General features: G+C 62.7%; 9 protein-coding genes. 5 read left to right on the forward strand and 4 right to left on the reverse strand.

The window, feature by feature from the left end; all coding sequences use genetic code 11:
• Nucleotides 1-272: 272 nt before the first annotated feature.
• Nucleotides 273-1,904 carry a pyoverdine maturation tyrosinase PvdP gene (gene pvdP / locus L6D64_RS01455; protein WP_236192296.1) on the reverse strand — a complete coding sequence of 544 codons (1,632 nt, stop codon included), beginning with the start codon at nucleotides 1,902-1,904 and terminating at the stop codon, nucleotides 273-275.
• A 177-nt stretch (nucleotides 1,905-2,081) separates the two neighbouring features.
• Between pvdP and pvdM the strand changes: the two genes are divergently transcribed.
• The 5 genes from pvdM (at nucleotide 2,082) to L6D64_RS01480 (ending at nucleotide 9,981) form a co-directional block, all read left to right on the forward strand.
• Nucleotides 2,082-3,440: a pyoverdine-tailoring dipeptidase-like protein PvdM gene (gene pvdM / locus L6D64_RS01460; protein ID WP_176509032.1), complete on the forward strand. Its 1,359-nt coding sequence runs from the start codon at nucleotides 2,082-2,084 to the stop codon at nucleotides 3,438-3,440.
• Nucleotides 3,440-4,729 carry a pyoverdine-tailoring periplasmic protein PvdN gene (gene pvdN, locus L6D64_RS01465; protein WP_176509033.1) on the forward strand — a complete coding sequence of 430 codons (1,290 nt, stop codon included), beginning with the start codon at nucleotides 3,440-3,442 and terminating at the stop codon, nucleotides 4,727-4,729. Before pvdM ends, pvdN begins: the two co-directional genes overlap by 1 nt.
• A gap of 25 nt (nucleotides 4,730-4,754) precedes the next feature.
• Complete coding sequence (gene pvdO / locus L6D64_RS01470) at nucleotides 4,755-5,609, forward strand: dihydropyoverdine dehydrogenase (RefSeq protein WP_176509034.1); 855 nt, start codon at nucleotides 4,755-4,757, stop codon at nucleotides 5,607-5,609.
• 160 nt (nucleotides 5,610-5,769) lie between these two features.
• A complete protein-coding gene (locus tag L6D64_RS01475; RefSeq protein WP_176509035.1) occupies nucleotides 5,770-7,428 on the forward strand; it encodes a cyclic peptide export ABC transporter in 1,659 nt (552 codons plus the stop codon).
• 84 nt (nucleotides 7,429-7,512) lie between these two features.
• Nucleotides 7,513-9,981, forward strand: a complete 2,469-nt coding sequence (locus L6D64_RS01480; protein ID WP_176509036.1) for a TonB-dependent siderophore receptor — start codon at nucleotides 7,513-7,515, stop codon at nucleotides 9,979-9,981.
• A 118-nt stretch (nucleotides 9,982-10,099) separates the two neighbouring features.
• Here L6D64_RS01480 and L6D64_RS01485 read toward each other — a convergent pair whose 3' ends face one another.
• From L6D64_RS01485 to L6D64_RS01495, 3 genes are all read right to left on the reverse strand, one after another.
• Nucleotides 10,100-10,423: a hypothetical protein gene (locus L6D64_RS01485; protein ID WP_176509037.1), complete on the reverse strand. Its 324-nt coding sequence runs from the start codon at nucleotides 10,421-10,423 to the stop codon at nucleotides 10,100-10,102.
• 19 nt (nucleotides 10,424-10,442) lie between these two features.
• Nucleotides 10,443-10,679 (reverse strand): hypothetical protein, encoded by a 237-nt coding sequence (locus L6D64_RS01490; RefSeq protein WP_176509038.1) that lies wholly within the window; start codon nucleotides 10,677-10,679, stop codon nucleotides 10,443-10,445.
• A 347-nt stretch (nucleotides 10,680-11,026) separates the two neighbouring features.
• Nucleotides 11,027-13,681, reverse strand: coding sequence for a DUF637 domain-containing protein (locus L6D64_RS01495; protein WP_178126647.1), 2,655 nt, complete (start codon nucleotides 13,679-13,681; stop codon nucleotides 11,027-11,029).
• Between the last annotated feature and the right edge of the window lie 119 nt (nucleotides 13,682-13,800).

Below are 13,800 nucleotides of genomic sequence, written 5' to 3' on the forward strand. Positions count from 1 at the left end.
CGCCATGCCCCTGTTGGCTTCCACCGAGATGCATCGCCATGCCCCTGTTGGCTTCCACCGAGATGCATCGCCATGCCCCTGATGGCTTCCACCGAGATGCATCGCCATGCCAACAAGGCAGTCCCTGTTGGCGGCACAGGAGTGAATGGCCCGAAACAGATGTGGGAGCGGGTTTACCCGCGATGCGCCGCGCGGGCGGCGCTCGATCTCACAGGCGCTGCACCTGTCATGGCGAGCACCTGTAAGCCATTACACAACCTCCCGCCCAAAAATCACGCCCCCTCCGGCAATTTCATATGCCGCGCATACCAAGGCCTGCGCGGCGTACGCCGCAGCAGCTCATCAACATCCCGCTCGCCACTGAAGGCAATGCGCAACGCCAGCTTCATCGCCTCCACCTCCATCTCCCCCGCCCCGCCGCCGGCATCGGAAATCCCCCCGCAGCCATGGGTCATCGGCCCAAGCCAAGGGTCGCCAACCTGCACCCAGCGCCCCGGAGCAAACCACGACACACCGTTGACTTCGCGACGCTGCACCTCACCCGGGTGGGCGCGCTCGTGGGCTCGGTACCAGTCCTCGATGCGGTCGTCGATCCAGCCATGAAAGCGCCAGAACACCGGGTTGACGTGTGACGAGAACGGATCACCGAGAAAGTCGTTTTCCTCGCGGAACCAGCGCGCCGCGTAGTCCGTCTGGTTGCGATCGCCCATCACCGGCGCGCCGTTGGAGGGGTCGCGAGTGACGGTCGCCCAGCGCATGTGCAGCCAGTCGTGGATGTTCAGCTCCACTTCCGAGCCGAACTGCCCCAAGGTCAGGCGGCTGAGGTAGTCCGGGTCCTGGTATTGCGACTCCCAGACCTGGAAGTTGCTGAAGAACGTTTCCGCCGCCTTGATGCCATGCAGCCATTGGCTCAGTTCTTCATCATCGGCCGCGACCCAGGCAGGCGGTACCGAATTGCCGTCATGGTTCTCCTGATAGCGGATGAAGCCCAGCCGGTCGTATTCCAGTTGCGGTGACGGCAGCGGCAGTTGCGTCCAGTTCGGCAGGTCAGGCTGCAGGCCGCGGGCGTGCCCCAGCATGTGCCGGTGCATGAAGAAGAAGTCCTCGCCTGAGCCATTGAGGTGCTTGCGCCGCCCACGTGCGCCGCGCTCGGCGTCACGCGGGCCGGGTTGCCAGCCGGCACCACGCAGGGCATCACGCTTGTCATCGTCCAGGCGGTGCCACTTGTCCCGGGTGGCATGCCACACCTGGTGGAACAGACGGTGCTCGGGCGAGTTCAGCCAGGCCATCAGCGCCGGCGCCAGCGGCGCGACCTGGCGGGCCTCGGGGAAGGCGCGCTTGCTGGCGACGAAGTGATTGTCCGGTTCGGTCATCAACAATGGCCGGTCGAGGCGACGGATGCGCCCGGTCAGGGTGCCGGCACCCGCGTTGCCCCAGGACGCCCAGACTTCGTCGAGGGTCGCCTCCAGTTCATGGCTCGGCGCTGATGCCCCGGCCGGCACCAGGCGCCAGCGGACCTTGCCGACATCGGCGGCGACCAGCTCGCCGAGCACTCGGTAGCGCGGCTGATCATTGCCACGCAGGCGCTCAGCCACGTCGATGCAGCCACGCAGCGAGCGGCCGGTCGGGCCGACATCGAGCAGCATCTGCAGGCCCTGCAGCGCCAGGCCGTCCAGGCCGGCATCGGCACCACTGAAGCGCACATCCCAGATGCCGCGCAGCTTGTCGGCGATGCGCACGCCGTTCCCTGCGGCAGCCTCTACCGTGGCTTCGCCGGGGGTCTCCACTTCGTCTTTGTTGAGTTGTTCATCATGGTCGCGCGGCTGGCGCGCATACCACGCTGCCGAACCCGCTGCCCCGGCCACCGCCAGCCCCACCATGAACCCACGCCTGGAAAACCTCATCGCCACATCCGTATCCGTGTCAGCCACGCCTATCGAGCTAGAACGAGACGCTGCCCGGCAAATTTACCGGCGGCGCGCCGCTAAATTTCCCCCTGCCGCTCTCGTCCCTCCGTGACAGGCAAGCCCCGTGATCGCGGCTGCCGCAACCGCATCGACCCTGCAACCAACGGGATGGCAATGAACACGACACGCTTGCGCAAGGCCCCCTACCTCGCTGCCCTGGCGCTGATCCTCGCGCTCGCGGGCGCCGCGGCCTGGTACTTCTTCATCTACCTGCCGGCCGGTTACCCGCGTGAGGTGGTGAAACATGCCGAAGAACTTCAGGAGCGCATCCTCTCCTTCGACAGCCATATCACCGTGCCGCTGAACTTCGGCACCGAAGGCAAGGAAGCCGACAAGGATGGCAGCGGCCAGTTCGACCTGGTCAAGGCCGGCCGCGGCCGGCTCTCGGGCGCGGCGCTGACGATCTTCGGCTGGCCGGAAATCTGGAACGGCGCGAACGCCCCCCATCGCCCGACCGCCGCTTTCGTCGACGAAGCACGCCAGCAGCAGGAGATGCGCTACAAGATCCTCACCGGCATGGTCCGCGACTACCCAAATCAGGTCGCCATCGCCTACACCCCCGCCGACTTCCGCCGCCTGCATGGCGAAGGCAAGTTCGCGATCTTCCTCAGCATGCTCAATGCCTACCCGCTGGGCCACGACCTCGATGCCCTGGACACTTGGGCCGCACGCGGCATGCGCATGTTCGGCTTCAGCTACGTGGGCAACAACGCCTGGGCCGACTCCTCGCGCCCGCTGCCGTTCCTCAACGACACCCCGGATGCCCTTGGTGGCCTGTCGCCGCTGGGCGAGCAGGCGGTGGGCCGGCTCAACGACCTGGGGGTGATCATCGACGTGTCACAGATGTCCACCCTGGCCCTGGAAGACGTCGCCCGCCTGAGCCGCGCGCCGATGGTCGCCTCCCACTCGGCACCGCGGGCGCTGGTGGACATCCCGCGCAACCTCAGCGACCACGAGCTGCAAACGATCAAGCACAGCGGCGGCGTGGTGCAGGTAGTAGGCTTCCCGGCCTACCTCAAGCCGCTGAGCCAGGCCACCCTGGACAAGCTCAATGCCCTGCGCAAGCGCTTCGACCTGCAGCCGCTCAATGGCCTGGCCAATGCCTTGATGCCCGGTGACGCGATCATCTCGATCTGGCCCGAGAAAAAGTTCGGCGAGTACGCCAGCGCGCTGTACGCCATCCTCGACGAAGAGCCCCGCGCCACGGTCAAGGACCTGGTCGACGCCATCGATTACACCGTGCGCAAGATCGGCATCGACCATGTCGGCATTGCTTCCGACTTCAACGACGGTGGCGGCGTCACCGGCTGGATGAACGTCGGCGAGTCGCGCAATGTCACCGCCGAGCTGATCCAGCGCGGTTACTCCGACGCTGACATCGCCAAGCTGTGGGGTGGCAACTTCCTGCGGGTGTGGGAAGAGGTGCAACGCCTCGCCAAGCCTGGTGGCAACCGCCAAGCGGAGCGTGGCTGATGAACGACCGTCGCAGCTTTCTCAAGCAGGCCGGCCTGCTCGCCGCCGCCCTGCCCCTGACCGGCAGTTTTGCCCAGACCGCCATGGCGGCCGCGCCTGTGGCAACAACCGGCCTGAACAAATGGCAGGCCTTGCGCCAGCAGTTCGACCTCGACCCGGCCTACCTGCACTTCTGCAATTTCCTGCTCGCCTCCCACCCCCGTGTGGTCAGCGAGGCCATTGCCCGCTTCCGTGCGCGGCTGGACCAGAACCCGGGCGAAATGGTCGACTGGGACCGCGAGGAGCTCTGGGGCTATGAAGATGAAGTGCGCAACTGGGCCGGCCGCTACTTCGGCGTGCAGCCAGGCCAGGTGGCCCTGACCGGCAGCACCACCGAAGGCTTGTCGATGATCTACGGCGGCCTGCAGGTGGCGCCAGGCAAGGAGATCCTGGTCAGCGCCCACGAGCACTACTCCACCAATACCCGCCTCGCCTACCGCGAGCGGCTGATGGGCACCCAGGTGCGCCGCGTGACGCTGTTCAAGGAGCCGCAGTTGGCCTCGGTGGACGAAATGCTCGGCAACCTCCGCCAGGCCATCCGCCCGGAAACCCGCGTGCTTGGCATGACCTGGGTCCAATCCGGCAGCGGCGTCAAGCTGCCGATCCGCGAGGTCGGTGAACTGGTCAAAACGCTTAACCAAAGCCGTGACGAGCAGGACCAGATCATCTACGTGGTCGACGGCGTGCACGGCTTCGGCATCGAGGACGTGAACTTCGCCGACTTCCACTGCGACTACTTCATCGCCGGCACCCACAAATGGCTGTTCGGCCCACGCGGCACCGGCGTGATCATCGCTCGCGAAGCCAAGCCCCAGCCCTACCTGGTGCCGAGCCTGCCGACCTTCACCAAGGGCGATAACTTCGGCACCGTGATGACCCCCGGTGGCTACCACGCCTTCGACCATCGCCTGGCCTTGGGCAAAGCGTTCGAACTGCACCTGCAACTGGGCAAGGCCGATGTCCAGGCCCGCGTGCACCAGCTCAACGGCTACCTCAAGCAGCGCCTCGCCGAGCACCCCAAGGTGCAGCTGGTGACGCCGCGCAGCAGCCAGCTTTCTGCCGGTTTCACCTTCTTCCGCGTCGAGGGCCGCGACTGCGATGCCGTCGCCCGTCACCTGATGGCCAACAAGGTGATCAGCGACGCCGTCGACCGTGACGTCGGCCCGGTAGTGCGCCTGGCCCCGAGCCTGCTCAACGACGAGGCCGAGATCGATCGGGTGATGACCATTCTCGCCCCGCAACTCGCCTGACCTTTTGCCTTTCAAGAGAACCGCCATGCACACGTTCCCCCCCCTGGCCCTGGTGGCCGCCCTGCTCGCCAGCGCCCCGGCCCTGGCCGCCGATGCCCACGCACCCGGCCAGACGTTCAAGGACTGCAAGGATTGCCCGCCCATGGTGGTGCTGCCCGCTGGCAGCTTCACCATGGGCGTGCCTGACGATGAAGTCGGCCGCCAGCCGGACGAAGGCCCAATGCACACCGTGACCTTCGCCAAACCCTTCGCCATCAGCCAGTTCCAGGTGCAAGCCAAACAGCTGCAGGCCTGGCAGCGCGACGCCAAGGTCACCCTCCCCGACGGCGACGACCGCCCCGGCCGGCGCTGCACCAACGGCAAGCCCAGCTACCCGCAGGGCCCCGACCAACCGGCGGTGTGCATCAGCTACGACGAGGTCAAGGCCTACGTCGCCTGGCTGTCGAAGAAGACCGGCAAGCACTACCGCATGCTCAGCGAAGCCGAGCGCGAGTACGCCGCCCGCGCAGGCTCCAGCGGCCCGTTCCCGTTCCCCTTCGATGAAGGCAAGGACTACAGCATCGCCCAGCACGCCAACACCTACGGCGCCGCCGACGGCTACAACTACACCTCGCCCGCCGGCAGCTTCCCGGCCAACGCGTTCGGCCTGTACGACATGCACGGCAACGTCTACGAATGGGTCGCCGACTGCCGGCACGACAACTATGTCGGTGCCCCCACCGATGGCAGCGCGTGGATGGAAGCAAGCTGCGAATACAACCACATCCGCGGCAACGACTACAGCGAAGCCCCGGTGTTCTCCCGCTCCGGCAACCGCAACTACCGCGAACCTTATGTACGCGGCGACTGGCTGGGCTTCCGGGTAGCCCGCGAGCTCTGAGCGACACCCCTCTGCGCACTACCTGACTGGCCCGGGCACACGGCCCGGGCCGGCTAAATCACAGCCCCCCTCACACGTCTTTTCACTGGGCAACCCGCCCACACGGTGCTCGCCGCGCGCAGCGCCAGAACCGCATCCGCGTACCCACCAGGAACTCACCATGAACCGATCGACCCCTGGCGCACTCCGCGAACTCCTCGGCCTGCTCAAGCCTTACCGACTGATCGTCTCCCTGGCCGTCGTGCTGGGGATCGTCGGCGGCCTGTGCATCACCTTGCTGCTCGCCAACATCAACAACCTGCTGCATGCCCCCGGCACCATCACCTGGGGCGTGGTGCTTGCGTTCGCCGGCATCTGCCTGCTCGCCCTGTGCGCCTCCATCGCCTCGGACATCGGCACCAACCATGTCGGCCAGCATGTGATCGCCAAGCTGCGTCGCGACCTCGGCGCAAAGGTGCTGAGCGCCCCCATAGAACAGATCGAACGCTACCGCAGCCACCGCCTGATCCCGGTACTGACCCACGATGTCGACACCATCAGCGACTTCGCCTTCGCCTTCGCACCGCTGGCCATTTCCCTGTCGGTGACCCTGGGCTGCCTCGGCTACCTGGCCCAGTTGTCCTGGCCGATGTTCCTGATCACCGCCTGCGCCATCCTGATCGGCACCGCCGTGCAGTACATCGCCCGCGTGCGCGGCATCCGCGGTTTCCATGCCGCCCGCGAGGCCGAAGACGAAATGCAGCGGCACTACAGCGGTGTCGCCTCCGGGGCCAAGGAGCTGCGCATCAGCCGCCCACGTCGCCAGCGCATGTTCGACGAGCGCATCAGCCGCACCGCCAATTTCATTCGCGACACTCATATCCGCTCGATCAACATCTTCGTGGTCGCCAAGAGCCTTGGCTCGATGTTGTTCTTCGTGGTCATCGGCCTGGTGCTGGCCCTGCAACAGGCCGGGCTGATCACCGACCCCAAGGTCACCAGCGGTTTCGTACTGGTGCTGCTGTTCATGAAAGGGCCGCTGGAACACCTGGTCTCGACGCTGCCCATTGTCAGCCGCGCACAAATCGCCTTCCGCCGCATCGCCGAGCTGTCGACCCAGTTCTCGTCGCCCGAGCCGCACCTGCTGCTCGACGCCCCTGAAGTCCCTGACCGGCAGATCCGCAGCCTCGAGCTGCGTAACGTGCGCTTCGCGTTCCCGCCGGTGGACGGTGCCGCGCCGTTTGCCCTGGGGCCGATCAACCTGCGCGTCGCGCGGGGTGACATCCTGTTCATCGTCGGCGAGAACGGCTGCGGCAAGACCACGCTGATCAAGCTGCTGTTGGGCCTGTACGCCCCCCATGAAGGCGAGATCGTGCTCGATGGCGAACCTGTCACCGCCAGCAACCGCGACGACTACCGCCAGCTGTTCACCACGGTGTTCGCCGACTACTACCTGTTCGATGACCTGCTGCAGGGCGGCGAGGCCTTGCCCGAGGATGCCGGCAAGTACCTGCAACGGCTGGAGATCGCCCACAAGGTGCAGATCCGCGATGGCGCCTTCACCACCACCGACCTGTCCACCGGCCAGCGCAAGCGCCTGGCGCTGGTCAATGCCTGGCTGGAGAAACGCCCGGTGCTGGTGTTCGACGAATGGGCCGCCGACCAGGACCCGACCTTCCGACGCATTTTCTACACCGAACTGCTGCCGGAACTGAAGCGCCTGGGCAAGACCATCATCGTCATCAGCCACGACGACCGCTACTTCGATGTGGCCGATCACCTGCTGCGCCTGCATGACGGCAAGCGGGTGGAACAAGAAATTACAGAATTTTCACTGTGATCTTTCCGGTTCTGGGCGGCCGGCACGTTACATAAATGCAAATAAATCTCATAAGTAATCTATCTGCCAACACTGAGTATCCGCATGACCATTACCACGCTTACGCCGCTCGCCCGGGCGGTACGCAGGAAGACACTGGCCATTCTCCCACCGTCGCTGCTGGCCTGTGCCCTGGCGGCGTCCATGGCAGCGCACGCCGAGCCGGTCGCGCTGGATATCCCTTCGCAAGGGCTGGTGGGGGCACTGACTACCCTGGCCAAGCAGGCCAATCTGCAGCTGCTGTACAGCCCGGACGCAGTGCACAACACCCCGGCACCGGCGGTCAGGGGCAACATGGAGCCCGAGCAGGCACTGCGCCTGCTGCTGCGCGACAGCGGCCTGACCTACCAGCTCGATGGCCACACCATCACCTTGAGCGGGCCAGCAGACACTTCCGCCTTGAACCTGGAGCCGGTGAACATTTCCGGGCGCCAGTTCGATGCCACCACCGAGGACTCGGGGAGCTACACGTCCAATGCGGTGACCATCGGCAAGGGCACCCACCGCCTCAAGGACATCCCGCAGTCGGTCAGCGTGGTCACCCGCAAGGCGATGGACGACCAGCGCCTCGACACCCTCGACCAGGTGCTGGAGAAGACCACCGGCATCACCACCTACCAGAGCCCGTCTGGCGGCAAGTACATCTATTCGCGCGGCTTCGAGGTGGAGACCATCCAGTACGACGGCGTGCCGCTGGACCGCCGCTACTATGGCATCGGCAGCAGTTTCACCTCCGACACCCTGCTGTACGACCGCGTCGAGATCCTGCGCGGCGCCAACGGCCTGCTGCAAGGCAGCGGCAACCCCGGTGCGGCGATCAACCTGGTGCGCAAACGTCCGAAAGCCGAGCCGTCCCTGTCGATCACCGCCAGCGCAGGCTCGTGGGACACCTATCGCCAGACCCTCGACGCCAGCGGTCCACTGACTGCCGATGGCCGGCTGCGCGGGCGCCTGGTCGCCGGCCATGAAGACCGCGACTACTTCTACGACACGGCAGAAAGCCGCAAGAACGTGCTGTACGGGATTCTCGAATACGACCTCAGCGACTCCACCACGGTCGCCGCCGGCGCCAGTGTCGAAGACCTGCACTCGACGCCCTACTTCGGCGGCCTGCCGCGCAACAAGGATGGCAGTGCGGTGAACGTCAGCCGCTCCACCTTCACCGGTGCCGACTGGAACAAGTGGAACAACAAGCAGACCACCTACTTCGCCGATATCACCCACGACTTCAACGAAGACTGGCGCCTGAAAGCCTCTGGCAGCTACATCCGCGAAACCAACGACATTTTCTACAGCTTCGGCCGCGGCGCCGTCGACCCGGCCACCGGCAGCGGCATGCAGTCGCGTGCCTACCTGTACGACTTCGAGAACATCAACCAGGGCGCCGACATCAACCTCACCGGCAAATGGCGCGCCTTCGGCCTGGAGCACGAGGTGGTGGTGGGTGCCAACGCCAGCGACCTGCGCACCGACGACCTGCAAGGCGGCCTGCTCAACCTCGGCCCGATGAACATCTACGACCCGGTCTCGCCTCGCGAACCCACCCTGGATGAAATGCTCAGCACCACCTACGCCGGTGTTTCCAAGGCCAAGATTCGCCAGAACGGCGTGTACGGCGTGATGCGCTACAAGCTGATCGACCCGCTGACCCTGGTGCTCGGCGCACGGGTCAGCAACTACAAGTACGACTATGAACTGACGCGCTTCACCACGGCATCGCCGGACCCGTCACATGCCAAGGAAACCGGCGAAGTCACCCCGTACGGCGGCCTGATCTACGCACTGAACGATCAATGGTCTGCCTACGTCAGCTATGCCGACATCTTCAAGCCGCAGACCGAACTGACCGAAGACCTCGCCCCACTCAAGCCGATCGAAGGCTCCAATTACGAGATCGGCCTGAAAGGCGAGCTGATGGATGGCCGGGTCAACACCAGCTTCGCGGTGTTCCGCGTCGACCAGAAAAACCGCGCCCAATACGATTACTCGTCGGTATGCGGGCAGGACGGTGAAACCAACTGCTACGTGGCAGGCGGCAAGGTACGCGCCGAAGGCTTCGATGCGGAAATCAGCGGCGAAGTGCTGGCCGGCCTGCAATTGTTTGCCGGCTACACCTACACCTCGACCAAGTTTCTCAACGACCCGGGTGATGGCAGCACGGCGTCCGGCGCCACCTTCAACAGCTACACGCCACGCCACCTGCTGCGCTTCTGGGGTGACTACAACCTGCCTGGCGAGCTGAACCAGTGGACCGTCGGCGCCGGCGCCAGCATCCAGAGCAAGAACCACAACACCAACCAGGGTGGCACCAACGGCATCGACAAGATCGAGCAGGCCGGCTACGCCATCTGGAACGCCCGCGTGGCTTACCAGATCAACCAGAACTTCAGCGTCGCCCTCAACGGCAACAACCTGTTCGACAAGAAGTACTACTCCTCCATCGGCTGGTTGAACGCGAGCAACGTGTATGGCGAACCGCGCAACTACACGGTGACGCTCAAAGCCGACTTCTGACGCTGACGGTATGAAAAAGCCCCCTGGCGTGATGCACCTGGGGGCTTTTTTCATGCGGTTGTGACATACGAACCACCGTCACTATCATGGAGACCCAGCGGACCTCCTTAGGCAGCATTTAATCAACTGAAAATGATGAAAAACAAAACGATAACTTATTTTCCTCAAGATCGCTCAATTGATAACGTATTCTGTCAAAGCCGGAATCCAGCTTATCCACGCTCATGTGCATCAGCTGAGTCAATCCGCCGCCAAAATCACGGCACGCGAATTGGGCTATGTCAAGGAATCTGATACGCAAGACATCAAACCCTACCTCTTCAGAGGATGAAATTGACAGAGACAAGTCATAAGCCATTCCTTCCCCACTCAACTGAATACTGATTGCATGCAAGCAATTATGAGCGACAAGCAAGTCATTCAACTCCGAAATACTAGTCATTGTTTATTCTGGAAGGTAATTACGTCGAGTAGCTTGCCACCCACGCGCCCATCTGCGAACTGTTGCCATCACCGTTGCCCGCAGCAGCGGCCATAAGATCCAGCAACTGTATGTTCATTATCAACAACTGCCGCTTCTTCTCAGGCTGCATTTCGGCATAGCTGTGCAAGCGTATCACTGCCGCCTCATTGAGCCCGGCTGTAACTGCACCGGTTATGAAATCGCCTCCAGCCGCCTCCGCGGCCAGCCCGCCCATCACCGGAGCCTAATGATCAAGGCAATGGAGCCCACGTATTTTTAAATAGACACCATCGCCGTTGACCTTGAATGAAATAAAGTGAGCTTGCCGGGAAACTTCATAAATCAGTATTACATCACCCTACTTACGATAAACCATCACCCCTATCATCAATCACCCGATGAATCTATATGCAACAAAAGACATTTACCATCCCGTTTAACAACGAGACTAATGGGCTTCGCTGTTTGCCCTTCATCAAAGGACATTTCCACCTTAAGGTGCTGATCGCCAAACGTCTTAAGTTCAGCGATAAGCTCCGCCACTGTCTTGCCTCGACGCTCCCAGTCTACTCTCTTGCTCATTCAATCACCGATACGATTCAAATTCTTGTCAAAAGTCCCGTCACGTGTTGTTCTACTTTCCAAAGCTTTGACTGAACTGGCCATTTTCCATGCACCTCCGTTGTGCCCATCCAGGTCTCGGGTGATGTAAGATTTGCCCTTGCGGAATACGGCTTGGCCGCCATGAACTGTTTCGCTTATTTTCTGATAACCTAACTCCTCTGCCGCTACTTTAGCCTCCTTGGTCGTCCTGTACACCGGTTGTTTAGTGACAACCGAGCGACCGCCCATGGTCGCACTCAGCAACGTCGAGCCTAACACGGAAAGGAACCGACCCCCATCCCCTCCCTTGAGTGCGCTCAGTTCACTGGCGATGGTATTCTGCGCGTCTTGATTACTACTGCTAATCACATACCCGATGACAACGGACGCGCCAAATTCACCTCGAGCAGATGCTTCTTTAGCCAACGCTCTGAGTTTCGGTTCGTCGGCACTGAGCTTCGCGGAAATGTCCTCGCACCGCCCAGGGTTATTACGACACACGTCGGCCAACTCTTTATTGCGAGTCTCATCCAACTGTGCATATTTCTCTCTCGTATCCTGAACGCACCCCTCATCCAGGCAGGCTTTTTCTTCCGCGTCCTTATTTTTAACTTCTTCATGTGTAAGGTAATTATATTGCGTCGAGTAGCTCGCGACCCACGCGCCCATCTGCGAACTGTCGCCATCACCGTTGACCGCAGCAGCGGCCATAACACCCAGCAACTGTGAATTCATTATCAGCAACTGCTGCTTCTTCTCAGGCGGCATTTCGGCATAGTGCTGCGCAAGCGTATCCACTAGCGCCTCATTGAGCCCGGCTGCAACTGCACCGGTTTTGAAATCGCCTCCAGCCGCCTCCGCGGCCAGCCCGCCCATCATCGCATGCAGTGCAACTTTGGCGGCGCCTCCCGGCTGAAGTTCGAAGCGGCTACCCAAATCGCCAACCAGGTTGAACCCAGCAGCTGCGAATGTACTGGCGAGGCTGCTTCGCAGCGCATCACTCAATGCGCTGTCGCCACCGAGGGCACGGTCCAGCACGGTCGAAGTACCATTCTGAAGCAGCTGATTGCCTGCAAAGCGACCAATGCCGTCCCAGGTGGAAAGCCCTCCCGCTGGCAATACGGCGCCACTATTAGGCAGCGCGCTTGAAGTTCCCGTTTCGGTCGCTGTCCAGTCATCGAACACGCCGGTGGTCAGCCCTGCGGTAACCCCACTAACCGCATAATTACGAAGCGCATCTACCGAGGTGACATCCTTCAGCACGAGGCCCAAGTTGCCACGATTGTTGATGGTACTGATCGCTGCACCGCTTGCAGCACTGGTCGCCACTGACGTCAGCGCGACGTTAGCCCATCCCGCCGCTACGGTTGAACCGGCTGTCGCGGCGCCACTCGCCACGGCACTGGCGGTCGCCGTTCCACTTGCCGCCATGGCCGTACCGGATCCGGCAGTCGCACCCGCCGCAGAACCCAGGGCAGCGCTGGCTGCGCCTGCAGTAAGGTAAGTGATGATGATCGCAACGACCAACTGTGCCGCAACCCCCATACCCGACTGGCTGTACTTGAAGGAATCGTGCACTTCCTTGACTTGCCGCCAACCAACATCACCTCGAGCCTCTGCCTCCTTGAGCCAAGCCAGCTGTGGGTCTTGCTGGACCATCAGATCGATGGTCTCGCTCACGCTCGTCTGATCGACCTGCCTGATATCGATCTTCAAGCCATCGGCGGCCTTGATAAGCACATCACCACTGGCCAGCAACTGGCTCTGACGCAGTGTCTCATCGGTGTTGCCTTTGCCTTTGGCGCTGTTCCAGGCAAGACTGGTCTTGCTCTTGACGTGGCTCTCCTGATGCAGGTCCTTGACCGCTTCGAAGGTGATTTCACCACCACTGCTCAGCACCAGGTCTGCACCACTGTCGAGCTTGGCCGCCTGGTACAGCTGGTCGCCCCCGCTGACCAGCGTCAGGTCGCCACCTGTGCTGATCGCACTGCCGATGTTGGTGACCTGGGTGACTTCATCGCGCTTGGTGTACTTGCTGCCGAAGCTGCCCTTCTTTTTCTTGTCGTACAGCGAGTAGTCCAGATCCTCCGCCGCCAGCAAGGCAAGCTGGCCGCCGGCCACCAGGTAGGCTTCATCGCCGGCACTGATGCGGCTGGCGCTCAGGGCCAGGTCCTTACCGGCGCTGATGGAGACATCGGCACCGGCTGTCAGCACGGTGGACACCTGGCTGACATGGTCTTGCTGGGTCTTGAGCTTCTTCGAGGTGTATGCCGAATGGCTCTCGTCCGCCGCGGACATCAAGGTCACGTCACCCGTGGCGCTGATATCGATGGCGCGCTGCGCCTCGATCTGGCTGGCCACTGCGCTGAGGTCGCGCCCTGCCACGGCGGTGAAATCGCGCCCGGCACTGACACTGGAGCCGTTCTGCGTCACCGTCTGGGTGGTGGTGCGCCCATAGGCGGCGCTGTCAATGGCCTCGGCGGAACCCAGCAGGATGTCGCGACCGGCCTCGATCGAGGTGTCGCGACCGCTCTGCAGTACCCCGCCGGCGCTGACGAAATCTCGCCCGGCGTTGATGCTCAGGTCGTTGGCGGCCTCGATGCGCGCGGCGCTGTCGACGTAGTCGGTACGCATGTGCAGGCGGGAAGCGTCGGTGACCTGGCTGGTCCGAACGCTCGTTGATTACATCGCCCCTCAGGGTGGTAACTTCCTTGTATATATCATTTTGCCATCACTTATAACGGGGGGAAAAT

Source organism: Pseudomonas urethralis, assembly GCF_021602465.1.
GTDB classification, from domain to species: domain Bacteria; phylum Pseudomonadota; class Gammaproteobacteria; order Pseudomonadales; family Pseudomonadaceae; genus Aquipseudomonas; species Aquipseudomonas vlassakiae.